The sequence below is a fragment of the Janthinobacterium sp. J1-1 genome (assembly GCF_030944405.1).
In the GTDB taxonomy this organism is placed as follows: domain Bacteria; phylum Pseudomonadota; class Gammaproteobacteria; order Burkholderiales; family Burkholderiaceae_D; genus Janthinobacterium.
The window spans coordinates 2,757,794-2,779,304 of record NZ_CP132339.1 but is presented as its reverse complement, the minus strand read 5'-3'; the positions used below and the strand labels follow the sequence as shown (position 1 = coordinate 2,779,304).

21 protein-coding genes are annotated in these 21,511 nt (G+C 63.1%); 7 read left to right on the top strand and 14 right to left on the bottom strand.

Annotated elements, in window-relative coordinates:
- Positions 1–6: 6 nt before the first annotated feature.
- The 12 genes from folC to leuC form a co-directional block, all read right to left on the bottom strand.
- Entirely contained in the window at positions 7–1,305 is a 1,299-nt protein-coding gene (folC, locus tag Q8L25_RS12610; RefSeq protein WP_308925152.1) for a bifunctional tetrahydrofolate synthase/dihydrofolate synthase, read from the bottom strand.
- A gap of 96 nt (positions 1,306–1,401) precedes the next feature.
- On the bottom strand, positions 1,402–2,274 hold the full coding sequence (accD, locus tag Q8L25_RS12605; protein WP_065310462.1) for an acetyl-CoA carboxylase, carboxyltransferase subunit beta: 873 nt from the start codon (positions 2,272–2,274) through the stop codon (positions 1,402–1,404).
- A 211-nt stretch (positions 2,275–2,485) separates the two neighbouring features.
- Positions 2,486–3,283, bottom strand: a complete 798-nt coding sequence (gene trpA, locus Q8L25_RS12600) for a tryptophan synthase subunit alpha (protein ID WP_308925151.1) — start codon at positions 3,281–3,283, stop codon at positions 2,486–2,488.
- A gap of 87 nt (positions 3,284–3,370) precedes the next feature.
- Complete coding sequence (trpB, locus tag Q8L25_RS12595; RefSeq protein WP_308925150.1) at positions 3,371–4,615, bottom strand: tryptophan synthase subunit beta; 1,245 nt, start codon at positions 4,613–4,615, stop codon at positions 3,371–3,373.
- Positions 4,612–5,292 carry a phosphoribosylanthranilate isomerase gene (locus tag Q8L25_RS12590; RefSeq protein WP_308925149.1) on the bottom strand — a complete coding sequence of 227 codons (681 nt, stop codon included), beginning with the start codon at positions 5,290–5,292 and terminating at the stop codon, positions 4,612–4,614. Before Q8L25_RS12590 ends, trpB begins: the two co-directional genes overlap by 4 nt.
- 15 nt (positions 5,293–5,307) lie before the next feature.
- Entirely contained in the window at positions 5,308–6,138 is an 831-nt protein-coding gene (gene truA / locus Q8L25_RS12585) for a tRNA pseudouridine(38-40) synthase TruA (protein ID WP_308925148.1), read from the bottom strand.
- A 103-nt stretch (positions 6,139–6,241) separates the two neighbouring features.
- Positions 6,242–8,704, bottom strand: coding sequence for a FimV/HubP family polar landmark protein (locus Q8L25_RS12580; RefSeq protein ID WP_374694266.1), 2,463 nt, complete (start codon positions 8,702–8,704; stop codon positions 6,242–6,244).
- 384 nt (positions 8,705–9,088) lie between these two features.
- Positions 9,089–10,180, bottom strand: coding sequence for an aspartate-semialdehyde dehydrogenase (gene asd, locus Q8L25_RS12575; RefSeq protein ID WP_374694265.1), 1,092 nt, complete (start codon positions 10,178–10,180; stop codon positions 9,089–9,091).
- Positions 10,181–10,260: 80 nt separating this feature from the next.
- On the bottom strand, positions 10,261–11,331 hold the full coding sequence (gene leuB / locus Q8L25_RS12570; RefSeq protein ID WP_308925145.1) for a 3-isopropylmalate dehydrogenase: 1,071 nt from the start codon (positions 11,329–11,331) through the stop codon (positions 10,261–10,263).
- A 12-nt stretch (positions 11,332–11,343) separates the two neighbouring features.
- Positions 11,344–11,991 (bottom strand): 3-isopropylmalate dehydratase small subunit, encoded by a 648-nt coding sequence (leuD, locus tag Q8L25_RS12565; protein ID WP_308925144.1) that lies wholly within the window; start codon positions 11,989–11,991, stop codon positions 11,344–11,346.
- A gap of 53 nt (positions 11,992–12,044) precedes the next feature.
- Complete coding sequence (locus tag Q8L25_RS12560; protein ID WP_308925143.1) at positions 12,045–12,167, bottom strand: entericidin A/B family lipoprotein; 123 nt, start codon at positions 12,165–12,167, stop codon at positions 12,045–12,047.
- Between the two features lie 67 nt (positions 12,168–12,234).
- A complete protein-coding gene (leuC, locus tag Q8L25_RS12555) occupies positions 12,235–13,638 on the bottom strand; it encodes a 3-isopropylmalate dehydratase large subunit (RefSeq protein WP_308925142.1) in 1,404 nt (467 codons plus the stop codon).
- Between the two features lie 311 nt (positions 13,639–13,949).
- Here leuC and Q8L25_RS12550 point away from each other — a divergent pair, with 311 nt between their 5' ends.
- Positions 13,950–15,083, top strand: coding sequence for a S41 family peptidase (locus tag Q8L25_RS12550; RefSeq protein WP_308925141.1), 1,134 nt, complete (start codon positions 13,950–13,952; stop codon positions 15,081–15,083).
- A gap of 52 nt (positions 15,084–15,135) precedes the next feature.
- On the opposite strand, the gene Q8L25_RS12545 is transcribed toward Q8L25_RS12550, so the two are convergent.
- Together Q8L25_RS12545 and Q8L25_RS12540 are read right to left on the bottom strand one after the other, a co-directional pair.
- Positions 15,136–17,025, bottom strand: coding sequence for a chemotaxis protein CheA (locus Q8L25_RS12545; RefSeq protein WP_308925140.1), 1,890 nt, complete (start codon positions 17,023–17,025; stop codon positions 15,136–15,138).
- A complete protein-coding gene (locus Q8L25_RS12540; protein WP_308925139.1) occupies positions 17,025–17,876 on the bottom strand; it encodes a protein phosphatase CheZ in 852 nt (283 codons plus the stop codon). The genes Q8L25_RS12545 and Q8L25_RS12540 overlap by 1 nt, the downstream gene beginning before the upstream one ends.
- 135 nt (positions 17,877–18,011) lie before the next feature.
- Between Q8L25_RS12540 and Q8L25_RS12535 the strand changes: the two genes are divergently transcribed.
- From Q8L25_RS12535 to Q8L25_RS12510, 6 genes are all read left to right on the top strand, one after another.
- Entirely contained in the window at positions 18,012–18,350 is a 339-nt protein-coding gene (locus Q8L25_RS12535) for a hypothetical protein (protein WP_308925138.1), read from the top strand.
- Positions 18,332–18,799: a universal stress protein gene (locus Q8L25_RS12530; protein WP_308925137.1), complete on the top strand. Its 468-nt coding sequence runs from the start codon at positions 18,332–18,334 to the stop codon at positions 18,797–18,799. The genes Q8L25_RS12535 and Q8L25_RS12530 overlap by 19 nt, the downstream gene beginning before the upstream one ends.
- Before the next feature lie 108 nt (positions 18,800–18,907).
- A complete protein-coding gene (locus tag Q8L25_RS12525) occupies positions 18,908–19,552 on the top strand; it encodes a response regulator transcription factor (RefSeq protein WP_308925136.1) in 645 nt (214 codons plus the stop codon).
- Positions 19,553–19,878: 326 nt separating this feature from the next.
- A complete protein-coding gene (locus Q8L25_RS12520) occupies positions 19,879–20,691 on the top strand; it encodes a helix-turn-helix domain-containing protein (RefSeq protein WP_308925709.1) in 813 nt (270 codons plus the stop codon).
- 177 nt (positions 20,692–20,868) lie between these two features.
- Positions 20,869–21,066 (top strand): hemin uptake protein HemP, encoded by a 198-nt coding sequence (gene hemP / locus Q8L25_RS12515; RefSeq protein WP_308925135.1) that lies wholly within the window; start codon positions 20,869–20,871, stop codon positions 21,064–21,066.
- Between the two features lie 96 nt (positions 21,067–21,162).
- Positions 21,163–21,492: a hypothetical protein gene (locus Q8L25_RS12510; RefSeq protein ID WP_308925134.1), complete on the top strand. Its 330-nt coding sequence runs from the start codon at positions 21,163–21,165 to the stop codon at positions 21,490–21,492.
- The last annotated feature ends 19 nt before the right edge of the window (positions 21,493–21,511 follow it).

The following is a 21,511-nucleotide window of genomic DNA, read 5'->3' as shown; positions in this document are numbered from 1 at the left end:
TGCGTTTCAGTGAAGTGAGGATTTCCTGGCCTTCATCACGCCGGCAACGGTGAGGAAAGAACCAAAGACCACAATTCTATCATTCTCACCGGCCCGGCTCATTGCATTTGCAAAAGCTTGTGCCGGGTCATCGAAAACAGACACTGTATGATCGCCGCTGTCCGGCTTGTCTTCCAGCATGATCTGCACCTTGGCCGCCAGCTCGGACGCAGTGGCCGCGCGCGGCGACGGCAGGCCCGCCAGGCACCAGTGATCGACGTGCTCGCTCATGGCGGCCAGCACGCCGTCGATATCCTTGTCCTGCATGGAACCGAACACGGCATAGGTATACGGGTGAAAACTCATATTGCCCAGGTTCTGGTTCAGCGCCGAGGCCGCATGGGGATTGTGCGCCACGTCGAGGATCACGCTGGGGCGGCCCGGCAACACCTGGAAACGGCCCGGCAGTTCCACCGTGACCAGGCCGGTGCGCACTTCCTGCGCGCCCACCGGCAGTTTCAGTTTCAGCACTTCCAGCGCGGCCAGCACGGCGGTGGCGTTCAGGATCTGGTTGGCGCCGCGCAGGCTCGGATACGCCAGCGAGTTGCGGCGCTGCTCGCGCCCGCCGTAGTTCCACTGCTGCTTGTCGCCCGAGTAATTGAAGTCGCGGCCCATCAGCCACAGGTCGGCACCGATTGCCGTTGCATGGTCGATCAGCGATTGCGGCGGCACCGGGTCGCTGCAGATGGCGGCCTTGCCAGCGCGGAAGATGCCGGCCTTTTCAAAGCCGATCGCCTCGCGCGTGTCGCCCAGGTAATCGGTATGATCGATATCGACGCTGGTGACGATCGCCACGTCGGCGTCGATCACATTGACGGCGTCCAGGCGCCCGCCCAGGCCCACTTCCAGGATGGCCACATCGAGATTTGCCTGCGACAGCAAATGCAAGATGGCCAGGGTGGTGAATTCGAAATACGTCAGCGGCGTGTCGCCACGCACGGCTTCGACGGCATTGAAACTGGCGACGAGCTGCTCGTCGCTGGCCATTTCGCCCAGCACGCGGGCGCGCTCGTTAAAGTCGAGAAAGTGCGGCTTGATATACAGGCCCACTTTGTAGCCGGCGCGCAACAGCACCGACTCCAGCATGGCGCAGGTGGACCCCTTGCCATTGGTGCCGGCCACCATGATCACGGGGCAGGCAAAGGCCAGCTGCAGGCGCGCCTTGACGGCCTGCACGCGGTCCAGGCCCATGTTGATCTGGGTTTCCGAATGCCGGGCTTCCAGCATGGCGAGCCAGTCTGGCAAAGTGGTGGGGAGGTTTTGCATGGGAGACTTCTTGAAGAGGAAACGATGCGCCGCGCGCGAAGACGGTAAAACGTGGTCACCGGGCTGGCCGCATGGCGCAACCCGGCATGGCAGGATTTAAGCGAGGACTTCCACAGCCTGGTTTTGCAACAACGCCAGCAGATGGGCGATTTCTTCGCGCATCTTGCGGCGGTCGACGATCATGTCGACGGCGCCCTTGGTGACGAGGAACTCGGCGCGCTGGAAACCTTCCGGCAGCTTTTCGCGCACGGTGTTTTCAATCACGCGCGGGCCGGCAAAGCCGATCAGCGCTTTCGGCTCGGCAATCACCACGTCGCCCATGAAGGCAAACGAAGCGGACACGCCGCCCATGGTCGGGTCGGTCAGCACACTGATGAACGGCAATTTCTTTTCGGCCAGCTTGGTCAGCATGGCGGTGGTCTTGGCCATCTGCAGCAGGGACAGCAAGCCTTCCTGCATGCGCGCGCCACCGGTGGCGGTGATGCAAATGAACGGCACTTTCTGTTCCAGCGCGATCTGCGCGCCGCGCACGAAGCGCTCGCCGACCACCGAACCCATCGAACCGCCCATGAATTCGAATTCAAAGCACGCCACCACCACCGGCAAGCTCATGATGGCGCCGCCCATGACGACCATGGCGTCGGTCTCGCCGGTCGCTTCCATGGCGGACTTCAGGCGGTCCGGGTATTTCTTGCTGTCCTTGAACTTCAGCGTGTCGACCGGCAGGATTTCCTGGCCGATTTCATAACGGCCGCCGGCGTCGAGCAGGCTGTCGAGGCGCTCGCGCGCGCGGATGCGCATGTGATGGTCGCATTTCGGGCAGACGTGCAGGTTCGATTCCAGGTCCGTACGGTACAGCACGGCTTCGCACGACGGGCATTTGACCCACAGGCCTTCCGGCATGGTCTTGCGCGCGGCAGCATCAGAACGCTGTATGCGCGGTGGCAGCAGTTTTTCCAACCAACTCATATTTTTCTCCTGTTACCCTTGTCGGGCAAGAATGTCGTGTCGGTGCGTCGGTGGACGCACCCGGCGAACGATGATGAGGCAGCCGCGTCTTGCGGCGGCCCCTGTTTTATCTATTGCACAATATCAGCCAATTCAGTGGCCGAAGTGTAGCCGTTTATCGCCGGGCTGTCGAACTTTGCCATATTAACGCCTTGCTTTGAAGGCAATATTGTCAGGCATCCAGCGCGGCGCGGATACCGGCCACAAAGCTGCGCACGGCCTCGGCTTCGCCACCTTGCGGGGCGTTTTCTATCTCCTGGATGATGCGGCTGCCGATCACCACGGCGTCCGCCACCTCGGCCACGGCGCGCGCGGTGGCGGCGTCACGGATGCCGAAACCCACACCGATCGGCAGTTTCACGTGCTGGCGGATGGCGGCCAGGCGTTCGGCCACTTGCGCCGTATCGATATTGCCGGCGCCGGTCACGCCTTTCAGCGACACGTAATAGCTGAAGCCGCCGCCGACCTTGGCCACCTGCGCGATGCGCTCTTCGGTGGAGGTGGGCGCCAGCAGGAAGATCAGGTCCAGGCCGCCGGCACGCATGGCAGCGGCGAACTCTTCGCATTCCTCGGGCGGATAGTCGACCACGATGGCGCCGTCGGCACCCGCTTCCTTCGAGGCGGCGATAAAGGCGGCGCTGCCGATGCGCTCGATCGGGTTGGCATAGCCCATCAGCACCACCGGCGTGCTCTGGTTGGTCTTGCGGAACTGGCGCACATACTCGAACACATCGTGGATGCCGACATTGAATGCCAGGGCGCGCTCGCAGGCGCGCTGGATCACGGGGCCCTCGGCCATCGGATCGGAAAACGGCACGCCCAGTTCCAGCACGTCGGCGCCGCCCTCGACCAGCGCGTGCATCAGCGGCACGGTGGCGTCGGGACCGGGGTCGCCGGCGGTAATAAAGGTGACCAGGGCGGTCTTGTTGTGGGCTTTTAAGGAGGCAAAGGTTGCGGCGATACGGGACATGGATGGCTTTCTTGTAATCGGTGAGAGATGTCGGATTACGCGCTTGCGCGCTAATCCGACCTACGACAGGAATGGCTTTTCAACTGTTCAGCTGAAATTGAGTCCCATGCGCTCGGCCACCGTATGCATGTCCTTGTCGCCGCGGCCCGACAGGTTGGCCAGTACAATTTTATCTTTTGGCAAGGTTGCCGCCAGCTTGGCCGCATAGGCCAATGCGTGCGACGATTCCAGCGCGGGAATGATGCCTTCGATATGGCAGCAGTCGTGGAAGGCCTGCAGCGCTTCGTCGTCGGTGATCGAGACGTATTGCGCGCGGCCCGAGTCTTTCAGCCAGGAATGCTCGGGACCCACGCCCGGATAGTCGAGACCGGCCGAGACGGAATGCGTCTCGATGATCTGGCCATTATCATCCTGCAGCAGATAGGTGCGGTTGCCATGCAGCACGCCAGGGTAGCCGGCCGTCAGCGAGGCCGAGTGCTTGCCCATTTCCAGGCCTTCGCCGGCCGCTTCCACGCCGATCAGCTGCACGTCCTTCTGGTCGACATACGGATAGAAAATACCCATGGCGTTCGAGCCGCCGCCGATGCAGGCCAGCACGTAGTCGGGCTGGCGGCCCGTCATTTCCGGCATCTGCACCAGGCATTCCTCGCCGATCACGGACTGGAAGTCGCGCACCATCATCGGATACGGGTGCGGGCCGGCCACGGTGCCGATGATGTAAAAGGTGTTTTCAATGTTGGTGACCCAGTCGCGCATCGCTTCGTTGAGCGCATCTTTCAAGGTCTTGGAACCGGATTCGACCGGCACCACGGTGGCGCCCAGCAGCTTCATGCGGTACACGTTCTGCGCCTGGCGCTTAACGTCCTCGCTGCCCATGTAGACCACGCATTCGAGGCCGAAACGCGCGCAGATGGTGGCGGTGGCCACGCCGTGCTGGCCGGCGCCCGTTTCGGCGATGATGCGCGGCTTGCCCATGCGCTTGGCCAGCAAGGCCTGGCCGATCACGTTGTTGATCTTGTGCGCGCCCGTATGGTTCAGGTCTTCGCGCTTGAAATAGATCTGCGCGCCGCCAGCCATCTCGGACCAGCGCTTGGCGTGGTAGATCGGCGACGGGCGGCCGACGAAATGCTTCAGCTCGTAGCGGAACTCTTCGAGGAACTCCGGGTCGGCGCTGTAGCGCGCATAGGCGTCCTTCAGCTCGGCCAGCGCGTGCGTGAGCGTTTCGGCCACGAACGAGCCGCCGTAGGGGCCGAAGTGGCCGCGTGCGTCAGGAAAAGGATAATCGGTGGCGTGGAACAATGCGGCGGCGCCGCTGGTATTGAATGGCTTCATGGGGTATTTCCTCTGGCAATGATGGCATCGGCGTCCTGCACCGCGGCAATAAACGCGCGGACTTTGGACGCTTCCTTGATGCCCTTGGACGCCTCGACACCACTGCTGATGTCAACCGCGTAAGGGCGTACGCGCACCACTGCGTCAGTCGCGTTGTGTACGCTCAAGCCACCACTCAAAACGACCCGAGGCGCGAGTTCTTCTGGAACGAGAGACCAATCAAATACCTTTCCTGCACCGCCGTAGGCATCCACATAGGTATCGAGCAAGAGGCTGGAAAACAGGGGACTGGCGGCGCGATAGCGCTGCTCGTATTCTAGCAAATCTTCCACGCTTGTGTCAGGCTTGACGCGGAACACCTGCACGAACGGCGTATGCACGGCTTGCGCCAGGGCAGCGCTATGCTCTGGCGTTTCGTCGCCGTGAAACTGCAGCAGCGACAGGGGCGCCACCGCCGAGATCGCCTGCACTTCTGCCACGCTGGCGTTGACGAACAGGCCCACCGTGGCCACATACGGCGGCACGGCGGCAATCAGGCTGGCGGCCTGCTCGGGCGTCACATGGCGCGGGCTTTTCGGATAAAACACGAAACCGATCGCGTCGGCGCCGGCGGCAACCACCGCCTGGACGTCTTCGACGCGGGTCAGGCCGCAGATCTTGATACGGGTGCGTGGCATGGAAATATGTCCTTGTTAAAACCAGGGCAAGGCGCTGCTGGCGTCCTGCGGCAAGCCCCATTGCGGGTCGTAATCGATTTTCGCCAGGTACAGGCCGTCCGGCATGAAGGTGGGCGCGGCCGCATGGCGGTCCTTGCTTTCCAGCAGATACGCCAGCCACTCGGGTTTTTCACGGCCGCTGCCGATATACACCAGCGAGCCGACCAGGTTGCGCACCATATGGTGCAGGAAAGCATTGGCGGTGATGGTAAAGATGACCATGTCGCCACGGCGTTCGATATGGATGTCATGCATCAGCTTGACGGGCGACTTGGCCTGGCACTGGGCGGCGCGAAATGCCGTGAAGTCGTGCCAGCCGAGCAAGGGCTGCACTGCCTGCCGCATCAGTTCGACGTCGAGCGGGCGAAAAAAGAAGCCGGCGCGGCCCTGGACCAGCGGCGAACGGGTCGGATTGTTGTACAACACATAATGATAGGTGCGGGCGCGGGCGCTGAAGCGGGCGTGAAAGAAATCATTGACGGTCGGGTCGCCCGGCAATTCCTTGGCCCAGCGCACGGCAATCGAGGCCGGCAAGAAGGCGTTGACGCCACGCACCCAGGAATGGATGTCGCGCGTCAGGGTGGTATCGAAATGCACGACCTGTTCCAGCGCATGCACGCCGGTATCGGTGCGGCCGGCGCAGGTGGTGGCCAGGCGCACGCGGGCAAATTTCTCCAGCGCGTTTTCCAGCTGGTCCTGCACCGTCAGGCCGCTTTCCTGCTTCTGGTAGCCATGCCAGGCCAGCCCGTCATACTGCAGGCCCAGGACGATGCGCTTCAATGGCGTTGCTTCGTTAGTATTTTGCATCGCCGCATTATACCGGGCCTGACCATTCCGCCTAAGCGCCCGAAGACGGTACGAATAGTACGGCGAGGACAAGCAACGCAGCCATGAGCGTCGTATCAGGTGATTAACTCAGTAATGCCTTCATCGTGTTGGCCTTGGCGACCTGCTCCGCGCTGCCGCCCTTGATCACTTCATCGATCAGCTCGCGTGCGCCTTCCTTGTCGCCGATCTCCTGGTAGGCGATCGCCAGGTCCAGCTTGGTATCCATTTCCATGTGGATGGCCGACAGCGGGTCGTCCACGCCGGCACTGGCCGCCGTCTTGCCCTCGTTCAGGTCCAGGTCGATGCCGGTCAGGTCGAATTCCTGCGGCGCCGGCGGCGTCTCGGCTGGCACGGCCGCTGCGGGCGGCGTCACGGGCGTGACTGGCGGCTCCAGGTCGAAATCGGCCAGGTCGACGTTTTTCAGGGGATCGGGCAGCGGCGTCAAGCCAGGGCCCAGGCCATTGGCGGGACCGCCAGGCGGCTCCAGGTCCAGGCCGAAATCCATGCTGGCGTCGTACTGGGCCGGGTCCTTGCCGTCCAGCTTGCCGACCGGTGCATGGGCAGGCGCAGGCATGGTGATCGGGTCGCTGGTCGATACCGGTTCAAAGTCGAGGCTGTCAAGATCGAAGTCGAGCGGATGGCGCTCGTCGCGCGCCGGCACCGGTGCGGTTGGCGTGGCTGGCGCGGGCTCGGCCGGCGGCAGGTCGATATCGAAGGCGCTGTGATTGAGCGGCAAGTCCACGCTCTGACCGTGCAGCGGCTCTTCGGGCGGCTTGCTCAGGCTCACCACCGCATCGACGTCGGCGTCACCGTACAGCGGATTGGTCGGATCGAGCGCGGCGCCCATGGCGGCCGCTTGCGGCCATTCGTCGCCGTGGCCGCGGGTCTGGCTGTACAGTTCGCTGGCCTGGTCTTCGAAGGCGGCCACGTCCTTGCGTGCCGAATAGATTTCCAGCAGCTTCAGGCGCGCCGCATGGCGGTCGGGGTTGGCGCGCAAGGCTTCCTTGAGGATATCTTCCGCCTGGCCATCGCGGCCATAGGCGATATACACATCGGCTTCGGCCACCGGATCGACTTCATTCGAGGCCAGCGCGGTGCTGGCCACCGCCGCCACGCCGGCGGCGGCGACGCCAGCGCCGAACAGATGATTGCTCGCTTCGGACTGCTGGTCTTCCGGCGCCAGGTCGTGCGGCTTGTCGGCATCGGTCCCGGAACCGGTCCCGGCAAGCGATGGTTCATCGGGCGGCAGCACCGGCGCAATGTAGTCGTGCGCCGGCGGCGTGTCTTTCTTGCGGCGCGCGATCACCAGCGCGGCCACCGCCGCAAACAGGGCGGCCAGGGCGATGCCGATGGCGCCCAGGTGGTCGTTGATCTTGTCGGCGAAGGTCGGTTCCAGCGGTGACGGCTTCTTGACCAGCGGCACCGGTTTGGCCTTGGGCACCGGCGGCTGTGGCGCAACCGGCTGTGTTGCCGGCGCGTTGGCGGCGACCTCGTCAGGCTTGGCCGGCGACGGCGCACTCTTGTCGGCCATGGCCTTGTTCTTCACGGCCATCAGCTGTTCCAGGTCGCTGACGTTCTTTTCCAGCTCTTTGACGCGCGAGGCCGCTTCGTCCACCTGTCTGGCCTTAGCGATCTTTTCTTCCTCGCTGGCCACGGTGCTCTTGCCGGCCGCCTTGGCTGCCGGCTCGGCTTTCGACAGTTTCAGCTTGTCTTGGGCTTCGCTCACCGCCGTCGGTTTTTCTTCGACCTTGGTAGCACCGATCTTGCCGCCCGTGCTTTGCGTGGCCTGGGCCGCGCGCGCGGGACGGCTTTGCGCCACCTGCCCCGCCAGCTTGTTGCGGTAGGCTTCGAAATCGATGGCATGCGCCGTGACCACGCCCTTCGCCTCGGCGGCATCCGTGGCGCGCACGGTGTCGCTGGACGGCACGGCCAGGATGCGTCCGGCCTGCATGCGGTTCATGTTCTCGCCCTGGAAGGCGTCCGGATTGGCGCGGTACAGGGCCACCAGCATCATGTCGAGCGAGACGCCCGACGGTTTCAGTTCACTGGCGATACGGCTCAGGGTATCGCCGCGCTTGATGCGATAGTCGGACCTGGCCTCGGCGGCGGGCGCTGCCGGCGTGGCGGGCGCCGCACCGCTACCTTGCCCCTTGCCTGGCTGCACCGGCGCGGCCACTTGCGCGCCACGCGTCTGGCGCGCTTCCGGGGTATCGAGCACGAAAGCGTATTCGCGGGTCTGCACACTGCCCTTGCTGCTCAGTTCGACCATCAGGTTGACCAGCGGTTCGGTCAGCGGCTGCGCCGAGCTGATGCGAATATAGGGGGTGCCGGTACGCGTCTCGATGGCGAACGTCAGGCCGCTCAGGGCGGGATTGAAGTCGACCACGGCCCGGCGATAGGCATCGGGCGGCGCCAGCTTGGCCAGCAAGGCCGACGTTTCACCCGGCTTGACGGCGGTCAGTTCGACTTCCGCGCGCAGGGGCTGGCCCACGGCGGACAGTACCGTAATCTTGCCCAGCTCGGCCGCGTATGCCGCCGGTGACAATAACACCGCGCAGGCGACCGCGCTGCTGAGTGTTTTGATGGCAAGGGAGGCGACTCGGGGACGAGTATGTACAGGCATAATTGGTGGCATCTTGGTTGGCATGGGAAAACAGTTACTTTTCCAGATGTACCAACATATCATCATGTATCCAGCTGTGCAAGCTTTCCTCCTATGTAACGCGGCTTCCTTGCCCGTCAGTCGCTACGCGGCGGCAGCGGGAAGACGGCGTCTGGTGACGACGACGCGGACACATACAGGTAGTCGAGCAGCTGGACGGCACCCAGGAAATGGATCGGATGGCGCTGCGGCACACGAAAAACGCCGGCGCGGCCCTGGTGGGCGGCGCCGGCGTGCTGGCAAGGGCAGTCTGTCAGCGAGGCGGGATCAGTCGAGCAAGATGCGCAGCATGCGGCGCAGCGGCTCGGCCGCACCCCACAGCAGCTGGTCGCCGACGGTGAAGGCGGACAGGTATTCGCCGCCCATGCTCATCTTGCGCACGCGGCCGACGGGAATCGTCAGGCTGCCGGTGACGGCCGCCGGCGACAGGTCGCGCACCGATGCTTCGCGCGTGTTCGGCACGAATTTTACCCACTCATTGTTACTGGCGATAATGTCGTTGATCTCGTCGAGCGGCACGTCTTTTTTCAGCTTGATGGTCAGTGCCTGCGAGTGGCAGCGCATGGCGCCGATGCGCACGCACAGCCCGTCGACCGGGATTTCCTTGCTGCCGAAGTCGATGCCGCGGCCGAGGATCTTGTTGGTTTCCGCGCCGGCCTTCCATTCTTCCTTCGACTGGCCGTTGCCCAGGTCCTTGTCGATCCACGGGATCAAATTGCCGGCCAGCGGCGCGCCGAACTGCTTGATCTCGTCAGCCGAATAGCCGTGCTGGGTGGCCAGCACCTGGCGGTCGATTTCCAGGATGGCCGAGGCCGGATTTTCCAGCAGCGCCTTGACGGAACTGTTGATGGTGCCGAACTGCGTCAGCAGTTCGCGCATGTGCTGCGCGCCGCCGCCCGAAGCCGCCTGGTAGGTCATCGAGGTCATCCAGTCGATCAGGTCGTGCTGGAACAGGCCGCCCAGGCCCATCATCATGCAGGACACGGTGCAGTTGCCGCCGATATAGTTTTTCACGCCCTTGCCCAGCGCGTCCTTGATGACGTGCAGGTTGACCGGGTCGAGCACGATGACGGCGTCTTTTTCCATGCGCAAGGTCGAGGCCGCATCGATCCAGTAACCGTCCCAGCCGGCTGCGCGCAACTGCGGGAAGACGGCACTGGTGTAGTCGCCGCCCTGGCAGGAAATAATGATGTCGCACTTGGACAGTTCGGCGATGCTGTTGGCATCCTTCAGGATGGTTTCATTCTTCGCCATCGCCGGCGCCGCGCCGCCCGTGTTCGAGGTGGTGAAAAACACCGGTTCGATATGGGCGAAATCGCCCTCTTCCTGCATGCGTTGCATCAGGACCGAACCGACCATACCGCGCCAACCTACCAAGCCTACTAATTTCATTACCATTCCTCGAGAAGAGACGGCCAACGCCGTCATTGAAATATATATTACGCCAACGCTTTCACAACCGCATCGCCCATCGCCTCGGTGCCCACTTTGGTGGTACCCGCTTCGTAAATATCGGCCGTGCGCAAACCCTGCGCCAGCACGCTTTTCACGGCGGCCTCAATCCGGTCGGCCTGCTCGGCGCGGTTTAAAGAGTAGCGCAGCATCATCGCCGCCGACAAAATCGTCGCCAGCGGATTGGCGATGCCCTTGCCGGCAATATCCGGCGCCGAACCGTGCGATGGCTCGTACAAGCCCTTGTTGTTGGCGTCCAGCGAAGCCGACGGCAGCATGCCGATCGAACCGGTCAACATGGCGGCCGCGTCCGACAGGATGTCGCCGAACATGTTACCGGTGACCATCACGTCGAATTTCTTCGGCGCCCGCACCAGTTGCATAGCGGCATTGTCGACATACATATGGTCGAGCGCGACATCCGGGTATTCCTTGTGCACGTCGGTGACGATGTCTTTCCAGAACTGGAAGGTTTCCAGCACATTCGCCTTGTCGACGCTGGTCAGGCGCTTGTCGCGCTTTTGCGCGGCCTGGAAGGCGACGTGGGCGATGCGGCGGATTTCGCCTTCCGCATAGCGCATGGTATCGAACCCTTCGCGCTGGCCCTTGAACGGACCGTCCGGGCACTCGCGCACGCCGCGCGGCTGGCCGAAATAAATGTCGCCGGTCAGTTCGCGGATGATCAGGATATCGAGGCCCGACACCACTTCCGGCTTCAGGGTCGAGGCGCCCGCCAGTTCCGGGTACAGGATCGCCGGACGCAGGTTGGCGAACAGGCCCAGGTTCTTGCGCAGGCCCAGGATGGCTTGCTCGGGGCGGAACTGGCGCTCCAGGTTGTCATACTGGTAGTCGCCAACGGCGCCGAACAGCACCGCATCGGCCGCCTTGGCCAGGGCCAAGGTGCCTTCCGGCAACGGGTGGCCGTGGGCGGCATAGCCGGCGCCGCCGACGGGCGCCGTTTCCAGCTCAAACGATTCACCGAGGACATTCAGGACCTTGACGGCCTGGGCGACGATTTCAGGACCGATACCGTCGCCGGGCAGGATAGCAATTTTCATGTTTTTATAGAATTAGATAACGTTGGCGAGCCAAGGCTGGTTGCTCAGGTGGCGTTCTTCGAAGGCGCGGATATCGTCGGCGTGGCGCAGGGTCAGGCCGATATCGTCGAGGCCGTTCATCAGGCAATACTTGCGGAAAGCGTCGATCTGGAACGGGTACGACACCGAGCCGTTGCTGGTCGCCACGCGCTGCTGCTCCAGGTCCACCACCAGCTTGTAGCCGGGGAAAGCCTTGACTTCATTGAACAGATGATCGACCTGGGACTCCGACAACACGATCGGCAGCAGGCCGTTCTTGTAGCAGTTGTTGAAGAAGATATCGGCAAACGAGGGCGCGATAATGGCGCGGAAGCCATATTGATCGAGCGCCCACGGCGCGTGTTCGCGCGAGGAGCCGCAGCCGAAGTTCTTGCGCGTCAGCAGAATCGACGCGCCTTGGTAGCGCGGCTCGTTCAGCACGAACTCCGGGTTCAGCGGACGGCGGCTGTTGTCCTGGCCCGGTTCGCCGTGGTCCAGATAGCGCCATTCATCGAACAGGTTGGGGCCGAAGCCGCTGCGGTGGATCGACTTCAGGAATTGCTTCGGGATAATCGCGTCGGTATCGACATTGGCGCGGTCCAGCGGAGCGACCAGGCCTTCGTAAATCGTAAATTTATCCATGCTGTGTGTACTCGGTAGGACGGCCGGCGCGCAGGCACCGCACCGTCACAGGGTTATTTTCCGCCGGCGCCAGTGACGACCTGGCCGACTTTCTGCACATCGCGGCCGAAACCCGACACGGTATTGCAGCCGGCAAGCAGGGCGGTGGCGATCAGGAGGGCGAAGAGTTTTTTCATTGTATGCTCGTTGGTCAGGGTAGGGGTTGGAACTGCCAGTGTACGCCAGCGGCACCAGCCCCGTCATTCATCGCAAGCCACGCACATCGACAAAATGCCCTGCAATCCCCGCCGCGGCCGCCATCGCCGGCGACACCAGGTGGGTACGCCCGCCCTGCCCTTGCCGGCCTTCGAAGTTGCGGTTCGAGGTCGAGGCGCAGCGCTCGCCCGGCTCCAGGCGGTCGGCGTTCATCGCCAGGCACATCGAGCAGCCCGGTTCGCGCCATTCGAAACCGGCGTCCTTGAAGATGCGGTCCAGTCCTTCGCGTTCGGCCTGGTCCTTCACCAGACCCGAGCCCGGCACCACCAGCGCCAGCCTGACGTTCGAGGCGCGGTACTTGCCGCGCACCACGGCGGCGGCGGCGCGCAAGTCTTCGATGCGCGAGTTGGTGCACGAGCCGATAAAGACCTTGTCGATGCGGATATCCGAGATCGGCGTGTTTGGTTTGAGGGCCATGTAGACCAGCGCTTTTTCGATGGCGTCGCGCTTGACGCTGTCTTTCTCGTGGTCGGGATCAGGCACGCGGCCGTCGATGCCCACCACCATTTCAGGCGAGGTGCCCCAGGTGACCTGCGGCTCGATCTCGGCAGCGTTCAAGGTGACGACCAGGTCGAAACGCGCGCCCGGGTCCGAATGCAGGGTGCGCCAGTAGGCCACGGCGCGGTCCCAGTGCGGGCCGGCCGGCGAAAACGGGCGGCCCTTGACGTAGTTGATGGTGGTGTCGTCGACGCCGATGATGCCGGCGCGCGCGCCCGCCTCGATCGCCATGTTACAGACCGTCATGCGCCCTTCCATCGACAGCGCGCGGATGGCCGCGCCGCCGAACTCGATACAGTAGCCGGTGCCGCCGGCCGTGCCGATCTTGCCGATAATGGCCAGCACGATGTCCTTGGCCGTCACGCCGGCCGGCATCACGCCGTCGACCTGCACCAGCATCGATTTCGATTTTTTTTGCAGCAAGGTTTGCGTGGCCAGCACATGCTCGACTTCCGAGGTGCCGATGCCGTGCGCCAGCGCACCGAAGGCGCCGTGGGTGGACGTATGCGAGTCGCCGCACACCACCGTCATGCCGGGCAGGGTCGCGCCCTGCTCGGGGCCGATCACGTGCACGATGCCCTGGCGCTTGTCGTTCATGTTGAAATACGTCAGGCCGTAGTGCTTGGCGTTCTTGTCCAAGGTTTCGACCTGCAGGCGCGAGACCGGATCGGCAATGCCGTCGGCGCGGCTGGTGGTCGGCACGTTATGGTCGGCCACCGCCAGGTTGGCGGAAATGCGCCACGGCTGGCGCCCGGCGTCGCGTAGTCCGTCAAACGCTTGCGGGCTGGTCACTTCGTGCACCAGGTGGCGGTCAATATACAGAATGGTCGTGCCGTCTTCTTCGGCCCGCACCACGTGGGATTCCCAGAGTTTGTCGTAAAGCGTCTTCATCATGAGTTATGCAGCAATGCCACAGCCTGTAGTAAGTGATCAAGTGATACCAGATTCATACGGTGATCCACAAGGATTATGCCATATTTTGCCCATTACAGAACCGAAAGCGGCCCAGCCGTGGGATTGGCGATACAAAGTTTGGCCGCAGTGTTGGATTTGAGCTGAAAATTGCCGATTATGGCCTGCTTGTGGCATCAGGCCGGGCCAGCAATCCGGCCGCCCGAAGCAACCACGGCGGCACCACAAAGCGATAGGACTTTCAAGGGCTTTCGTGTATTGTATTTTGACAACAATATCAAGGAACAACACTGATGAGACCAAGTTTTTTCGCATGGGCCGCACTGGCCATCGTCGCGGCCAGCCACGCACAGGCCGCCACGCCTGGCGAGATCTGCGTGCAGGACTTGCGCGCCATTCCCGGCTTCCTGCTGGAAAACGATACTGGCGCGCGCCAGCACCTGGCGCAAAAAGGGCAAGCGTATTTCGACCAGGCACTGGCCACGGCCAGCCAGGCGGCAAGCGCCGCGCCTGACGCCGCCGCCTGCGACGCGGTGCTGGAAAACTACGTGGGCGTGTGGCGCAAGGGCCATCTGCATATCAAGCCGGGCAGCGCCGTGGACATTGCCAAGCCGGCACCGGCGCAGCCTGCCGCCAGCGGCCAGGCCGCGCCATCGAAAGCGCCCACGCTGCAGTTGCTGAGCAGCCAGACCGTGCTGCTGAGCCTGCCCAGCTTTCGCGGCAACCACAGCGCGGCGATGCAGGCCTTGCTCGACACCCACCGCGAGGCGCTGGCCGCACGTCCCAACTGGATACTCGACGTGCGCCGCAATGGCGGCGGCAGCGACAATACCTACGCGCCGCTGCTGCAATGGATCAGTTCGGGTGAAATGGTGCGGGTAGGCGCCGAATGGCTGTCCACGCCGGCCAATATCGCCGGCCAGGAAAGCGTCTGTGCGCTGCTGGCGCCCGGCGACGCCGCCTGCGCGGCGTTTGCCGGCCAGGCCGTGGCGCAGATGCGCACGGTCCAGGCCGGCGAATTCGCGCCGCAGCAGCCAGGCGGCACCATCAGCTATCTGCGCGTCGACGGACAAACGGCGCAGCGGCCGGCAAGGGTGGCGATCCTGGTCGACCGCGACTGTGCCAGTTCCTGCGAAGAATTCCTGCTGGCGGCGCGGCAAAGTTTTCACGTCAAGCTGATCGGACGCAACAGCTATGGCGCGCTCGACTATTCGAACCTGCGCCTGCATGCCCTGCCCTCGGGCGTGCGCCACCTGCAATACGCCACCTCGCGCTCGGCCCGCCTGCCGCATCTGCAGGTGGACCTGGGCGGCATTCAACCCGACATCTATCTGCCGCCGCCCAAGGACGAGGCCGGCCGCGACGACGAGATCGTGCGCGTGCAGCGCTGGCTGGAAGGCGGCACGCTGCGCCGCGACGGCGCATAAAAAAAGCCCGCTGCGCAAATCTGCGCAGCGGGCTTGATTTTTGAAGCAAAGGTTACGCCGCCATGCGTACCGTGCCGCGGCAGCCATCCATCAGGAAGGACAGCCCTACCACCAGCACCAGTTCGCCTTCGGCCGAACGGGCGGTACCGGTAATGCCTTCGACCGTAATGGCCGTCATCGGCTTGATCACGAGATCGGCCGTGCCGTCGACGGCCGCCACCGCCAGGATATACGGCTGCGGCGCGGCCACCACGATGCCGACCCGCTCGCTGCACGGCTCGTAGCCCAGGGCGCCGGCCAGCGAACGCACGGGCAACGGACGGCCCTGGTCTTTCAGCACCGGCGCGCCGCCCACTTCCATGAAGGTTTCCGGCAACTCGACCACGCGCTGCACCACCGCCATCGGCAGCGCCAGCGCGGCGCCCGAAGTCGACACCAGCATGGTCGGCACGATCGACAGTTCGATCGGCAGGCGGATGGCAAATTTGGTGCCTTTGCCCAGCGCCGATTCGATATGGATGGCGCCGCGGTTTTTTTCCACCGCCGTCTTGACCACGTCCATGCCCACGCCACGGCCCGACACGCTGGAAGCGACTTCCTTGGTCGAGAAGCCGGGCAGGAACACCAACTGGAAGCATTCGTCGTTGCTCAGTTGCGCGTTTTCGCTGATCAGGCCTTTTTGCTGCGCCTTGCTGCGCAGGAAGACCGGGTCCATGCCCTTGCCGTCGTCCTGCAGCACGATCATCACGCTGTTCGCTTCCTGCCATGCTTTCAGGGAAATATACGACTTGGCAGGCTTGCCGGCGGCCAGACGGTCTTCCGGCGATTCCACCCCATGGTCGAGCGAGTTGCGCAGCATGTGCACCAGCGGATCGTACAGGCTGTCGACCACCACGCGGTCGACTTCCGTTTCCGCGCCCTCGATGGTCAGTTCGACATCCTTGCCCAGGTCCTTGGCCAGCTCGCGCACCAGGCGCGGGAATTTCTGGAACAGACGGCCGACCGGCTGCATGCGCGTGGCCAGGGTGGCCCGCTGCAGTTCGGTCGAGTAGCGCGAGGCGCGTTCCAGGGTTTCCGCCAGGGTCGCCATCAAGGTGGCGGCCTGGCCTTCGAATTTGAATTGCAGCAAGCGTTCCAGCAGCACGGCTGCCTGGTTGGCGGCCTGCACCGATTCGCCGGCCACTTCCAGCAAGGCGTCGAGCTTGACGGCATCGACGCGGATGCTGTCTTCCTTGACCGGGGCCGCATGGCGCATGTCCGGGCGCTCTTCGCGCACCACGCCATCGACGGCCTTGGCGGCCGGCTTGGCGGCGACAGGCGGCGCCGCGACGGCAGCAGATGCCGGAGCCGGCGCGGCAGCCGAAGCGGCAGGCGCGACCACGGCCAGCTGGCTGCCGGCCGGCACCACGGCGTTGTACAGGGCGGTCCAGTCCAGCCCATCGGCGCCCACCGTGACAGCGGCAGGCGCGGCCGCAGCGGCGACGGGCGCGGCGGCCACGGGCGCTGCAACCACCGCCGGCGCAGGCGCAGCGACGGCTGCGGCAGGCGCATCCATGCTCTTGCCTTCGATGGCGTTGGTGAGGATGACTTCCAGCTCTTCCGGCATGGCCGGCAGGCTTTCCGGCGCGGCGCCGTTGGCCAGCTCCGTCAACTGGTCGGCCACGAAGCCGGACGCCTGCAGCGCCGCCTCGATGGCGATCGGCGTCACCGGCGCGGCGCCCGTGCGCAGCGCGTCGAACAGGTTTTCGGTCAGGTGGCAGGCCGCCACCAGCGCAGGCAGGCCCATGAAACCGGCGCCACCCTTGATGGTGTGAAAGGAACGAAACACCGCATTGAGCGTTTCCTTGTTGTCCGGATCGCGTTCGAGACGCAGTAAGTGCTCTTCAACATTAACCGCAAGATCCATCGCCTCAACGACGAAATCCTTGAGCATATCGTCCATTAGAATCCCAAATCGGCAAGAAGGTCGTCGACATTATCCTGGTCCAGCGCCACCGACGGCACGGAAGGCCCTTGCATCAGCGGCGCTTCCTTCAGTGCGAGTTTCTCGCGCACTTCGGCCGGAGCATTGTCGCGCAGCAACTGAGCCAGTTCATTTTCCACCGTCTTGGTGATAATGACCACTTTCTTGATCAACTGGCCGGTAATGTCCTGGAAGTCCTGGGCCATCATGATTTCCAGCAGGCGGGCTTTTTCCGCCTCGGTCGCCTCGGTGACGGCCTGCGCGAACTGGCGCGAGTCGCCGGCCAGGGCCTTGAATTCGTCGAGGCTCAGCTTGCCGTCGAACAGCGCCGTCCAGCGGCTGTCCATGTCCTTGGCCTTTTTCGACAGCACGTCCTGTGCCGGCATGCCTTCGTCGAGCGTGTTCAGCACCTTGTTGGCGGCCTGTTCGGTCAGGGTCGCCACGTATTCCAGGCGGTCCTGGGCGTCGACGATCTGCGACGACGCTTCCGTCAGCGCCTTGTCGTAACCCAGTTCGCGCAGCGAGTCGTGCAGCAGGCGCACGATGCCGCCCAGGCGTTCGAACATCGGCTTGTCGGACTGGTCGACCGGATCGGCGCTGTCTGCCGCAGGGGCAGGTGCGGCCGCTGCCGGCGCAGGTTCCACCACGGCAGGCGCCGGGGCGGCTGCGGCGGGCGCGGCGCTGGCCGACACCGAGTCGAACAGCGCGTCGAAATCATCGTCCGCAATCACGGCGGGAGCTGCCGCGGCGGGCGCCGGTTTGGGCGCCTCGGTGCGTTGGGCAGATACTTCATCGAATAAGGCATCGAAATCATCAGCGGCGTTTGTCATATCCCTGCTTCTCCATAATTTGTCAAAATTCCGCCTGAACTGTGCGTTTTACAGACTACTACCCACAATTTCTCGATTAAGATGATTTGAGGCAATACCGCTGCGATGGTGCGAGTGTAGCAGGGCGCCGCCCTGTTGTTCAATCTCAAAACGCGCTTCCCGCCGCAAAGCGGGCATACAATACCTTTTCCGTACGGAAATATCCGTATCAGGTGTTGTATTTTGAAATACTACCATTGGCGCGCAGGCAAGAGCATCAATCCGGCGAGAAAACCTTGCCGCAAGCCACTTGCCGCCACACCAGGAGCGGCAAATGACAACCTTTTCGCCAATGTTGTCTATACTGAAGCTGCACAACTGTTGATAAATATCAAGTCTTTACATGAATACAATCATGCTGCCCGGCCTACAATAAGGGAGGCTGCGCGCACCGGTTCACTTAAGAAGGAGCTGTCATGTATAAGAAAATTCTGATCGCCACGGACGGTTCCGCCGTCTCCAACCTCACCGCCTGCGCCGGCGTCGCGTTCGCCGCACAAATGCATGCCGACATCCTTGCCCTGTACGTCGCACCCGAATACCAGTATCCCGTGTATATCGAAATCATTCCGCCCAGCTATCCCAGCGAAGAAGAATACCGCATCGCCATGCGCAAGGCCGGCGGCGGCCACTGGCAGCCCATCCTGGACGAGGCCGCCAAGCGGGGACTGGAAGCGAGCGGCCTGACGGCCTTTTCCGACAGCCCGGCGCTGAAGATCGTCGAAGTGGCGCAGCTGCAGCATTGCGATCTGATCTTCATGGGTTCGCATGGCCGCAGCGGCTGGGGCCAACTGCTGCTGGGCAGCGTCACCAACAAGGTGTTGTCGCACTCCACCTTGCCGGTGCTGGTGCACCGGCTGATCAAGGAACCGCCTGCGCAATGAAGCGCCGCGCCAGGGATACCGGTGCGGCGGTCTTTTTCGGCTAAGATGACAACCTTTCTGATTCCTTAACAATCGCCCCGCGCCCGGCGAACCAACCTACCGCACCCTATGATACGTATTGTGATTGCCGACGACCACACCATCATGCGCGAGGGCCTCAAGCGCATACTGGACGGCGCACCCGACATCGACATCGTCCGCGAAGCCATCGATGGCTTCGAAGTACTGAACCAGGTGCGCCAGGGCGGCTTCGACCTGCTGCTGCTCGACCTGTCGATGCCGGGGCGCAGCGGCGTCGACCTGATCCGCCAGATCCGCAGCGAGGCGCCCAAGCTGGCCATCCTGATCCTCACCATGCACGAAGAAGAGCAATATGCCGTGCGCGCCATCCGCGCCGGTGCACAAGGCTACCTGACCAAGGAAAGCGCCGGCACCCAGCTGGTCGGCGCCATCCACAAGGTGGCCTCGGGGCGGCCCTACATCAGCGCGGAAGTGGCCGAGCAGCTGGTGCTCAACATCATGATGCCCAATGAAAGCCTGCTGCACAAACAATTGTCGGACCGCGAATTCGAAGTGTTTTCACTGCTGGTGGCCGGCAAGTCGATCACGGAAATCGCCAACAACCTGCACCTGAGCGTGAAGACGGTCAGCACCCACAAGACGCGCATCATGCAAAAAATGGGCATGAGTTCCCTTTCAGAAATGGTGCAATACGCCGTCGCCCACCGCCTGCTGTCGCCCTTCAAGACCTGAACCAGCCCGCCGCGCGCGGGCTCGTCACAGTAGGAACAATCCTACAGTCCTCTCCTTACCTCCTACTGCCATATTCAGCCTCGGCTGATATGAATTCACTACGCGTGTTGGCATACTGAAACCAGTCATCGAGTTGCTGGAAGTTATTTCATCACATGCCAAGTTTCAGCGCTTCAAGCACTAACCGCCAGGAACCTGCCGACATGCGGCGCAATCCCTGAGCATTCCGCTATTCAATATGACCGACCTGACACCAGGAGATGAACATGCTGTCCACGCAAACGTCTGAAAACCGTCCGGTTTCGCCGATGCCCCCTTCGCCGTCCATGGAAGCGGGACGCCAGCGCCAGGGACGGCTGTGGTCGAACCTGAAGGAGGTCTGCGATCTGCTGCATATTTCCACCGCCTGCACCATCGCCGCCGACGAACTGTTGTTCCAGCATGTGCAGTTCAAGACCGGCCAGCGCATCCACACCATCGGCCAGCCCTTCGACACCCTGTACATCGTCAACTCGGGCTTCCTGAAAACCGTGCTGATCGACGAATTCGGCAACGAACAGGTGCTCAGCTTCCCCATGAAGGGCGACATGCTGGGCGTCGACGGCATCCACACCCGCCATTACTCGTCGGAAGCGGTGGCGCTGTCCGACTGCGACCTGATCCTGCTGCCATTCAAAAAACTGACGGCGCTGGGCCGCGTGCACCTGGAGCTGGAAAACGTCATGTACGGCGTGATGAGCCGCGAACTGGTACGTGAACAGGCGATGATCGGCATGCTGGGCGCGCTCTCCGCCGAAGCCCGCGTGGCCCGCTTCCTGGTCTCGCTGGCCGACCGCTTCGCGCAGATGGGCTATTCCAGCAAGCTGTTCAACCTGCGCATGACGCGCCATGAAATCGGCAGCTACCTGGGCCTGACGCTGGAAACGGTCAGCCGCACCTTGTCGGCCTTTAATGAAATCGGGCTGATCACGGTCGATCAGCGCACGATCGGCATCAAGGACCCGGAAGCGCTGAAGACCCTGCGCCGCCTGCCGCCGTCGCGCTCGCGCGCCAAGCAACTGGCCGCCGCCAAGCTCAAGGCAGAAACGCAGGCGGCCAGCGTGGCCGCCCTGGAAACACCGCAGCTGCTCGCCGTCTGATTTGACCGTACAGGCTTGACCCGGCCGGAGCACGCGCTCCTGCCGGGTCTTTTTTTGCGCGCAAGAAAGACCGGTTTTCTAATGATGATTTTCTCGTAAATAAGGCTTGCATTTCGGGTCACACTCAACAATAATGCAAATACGAATCATTCTCAACTGAGATAAAGAAAGCCACCCATGCACAGCTCAAAACCAGCCATGATCCAGGATGCCGCCACCGCCCATGTCCGTCCGCCCGTCAGCATGGCGCAGCCGGCTCGCCGCATCACCAGCGAAACGCTGCTGCAGCAGGGCCGCGAAATCGAAATCGAACACAGCGGCAAGATTTACCGCCTGCGCGTCACCCAACTGAACAAACTGATCCTCACTGCCTGAGCCAGCTGCGGCTGTACCGGCAGACCATCCCTTTCCGCAAGCCAGTCGTGCGCCTCCGGCGCGCCCGCCAGCGGCACTACCGCACAGGAGCGCTTGATGGCGAACGACCGTATCGACACGATGTTGGCGAGCAACCATGAACAGCAGCCCGAACTGATGCTGTCGAATGTGCTGCACCTGATGTCGCACTATCACGCCAACGCGGCGTGTCCGAAACTGGCGTCGGTGATCGAACGCCACCTGCGGGTATTGTCCAGCCTGCCGAGCCTGGCGCCGGTGCTGCAGGCAACCTGCCAGCAGCTGTCGCAGCAATGGGCGGCGATGGTCACGGCCAGCATCAACCCGCCCAAGCCGGCCAAGGGCACCTTGCTCGAACGCCTGGACCGCCTGGTCAACCCCAAGCGCCCCCTGCCGCTGGCGCAATAAGCGCCGCCGCCCTGCCTTC

Excerpts from the sequence above, each read along its gene's own strand:
- folC (WP_308925152.1), bottom strand. The coding sequence starts at position 1,305 with ATGCAAAACCTCCCCACCACTTTGCCAGACTGGCTCGCCATGCTGGAA.
- accD (WP_065310462.1), bottom strand. The coding sequence starts at position 2,274 with ATGAGTTGGTTGGAAAAACTGCTGCCACCGCGCATACAGCGTTCTGAT.
- trpA (WP_308925151.1), bottom strand. The coding sequence starts at position 3,283 with ATGTCCCGTATCGCCGCAACCTTTGCCTCCTTAAAAGCCCACAACAAG.
- trpB (WP_308925150.1), bottom strand. The coding sequence starts at position 4,615 with ATGAAGCCATTCAATACCAGCGGCGCCGCCGCATTGTTCCACGCCACC.
- Q8L25_RS12590 (WP_308925149.1), bottom strand. The coding sequence starts at position 5,292 with ATGCCACGCACCCGTATCAAGATCTGCGGCCTGACCCGCGTCGAAGAC.
- truA (WP_308925148.1), bottom strand. The coding sequence starts at position 6,138 with ATGCAAAATACTAACGAAGCAACGCCATTGAAGCGCATCGTCCTGGGC.
- asd (WP_374694265.1), bottom strand. The coding sequence starts at position 10,180 with ATGGTCGGTTCGGTCCTGATGCAACGCATGCAGGAAGAGGGCGATTTC.
- leuB (WP_308925145.1), bottom strand. The coding sequence starts at position 11,331 with ATGAAAATTGCTATCCTGCCCGGCGACGGTATCGGTCCTGAAATCGTC.
- leuD (WP_308925144.1), bottom strand. The coding sequence starts at position 11,991 with ATGGATAAATTTACGATTTACGAAGGCCTGGTCGCTCCGCTGGACCGC.
- Q8L25_RS12560 (WP_308925143.1), bottom strand. The coding sequence starts at position 12,167 with ATGAAAAAACTCTTCGCCCTCCTGATCGCCACCGCCCTGCTTGCCGGC.
- leuC (WP_308925142.1), bottom strand. The coding sequence starts at position 13,638 with ATGATGAAGACGCTTTACGACAAACTCTGGGAATCCCACGTGGTGCGG.
- Q8L25_RS12550 (WP_308925141.1), top strand. The coding sequence starts at position 13,950 with ATGAGACCAAGTTTTTTCGCATGGGCCGCACTGGCCATCGTCGCGGCC.
- Q8L25_RS12545 (WP_308925140.1), bottom strand. The coding sequence starts at position 17,025 with ATGGACGATATGCTCAAGGATTTCGTCGTTGAGGCGATGGATCTTGCG.
- Q8L25_RS12540 (WP_308925139.1), bottom strand. The coding sequence starts at position 17,876 with ATGACAAACGCCGCTGATGATTTCGATGCCTTATTCGATGAAGTATCT.
- Q8L25_RS12530 (WP_308925137.1), top strand. The coding sequence starts at position 18,332 with ATGTATAAGAAAATTCTGATCGCCACGGACGGTTCCGCCGTCTCCAAC.
- Q8L25_RS12525 (WP_308925136.1), top strand. The coding sequence starts at position 18,908 with ATGATACGTATTGTGATTGCCGACGACCACACCATCATGCGCGAGGGC.
- Q8L25_RS12520 (WP_308925709.1), top strand. The coding sequence starts at position 19,879 with ATGGAAGCGGGACGCCAGCGCCAGGGACGGCTGTGGTCGAACCTGAAG.
- hemP (WP_308925135.1), top strand. The coding sequence starts at position 20,869 with ATGCACAGCTCAAAACCAGCCATGATCCAGGATGCCGCCACCGCCCAT.
- Q8L25_RS12510 (WP_308925134.1), top strand. The coding sequence starts at position 21,163 with ATGGCGAACGACCGTATCGACACGATGTTGGCGAGCAACCATGAACAG.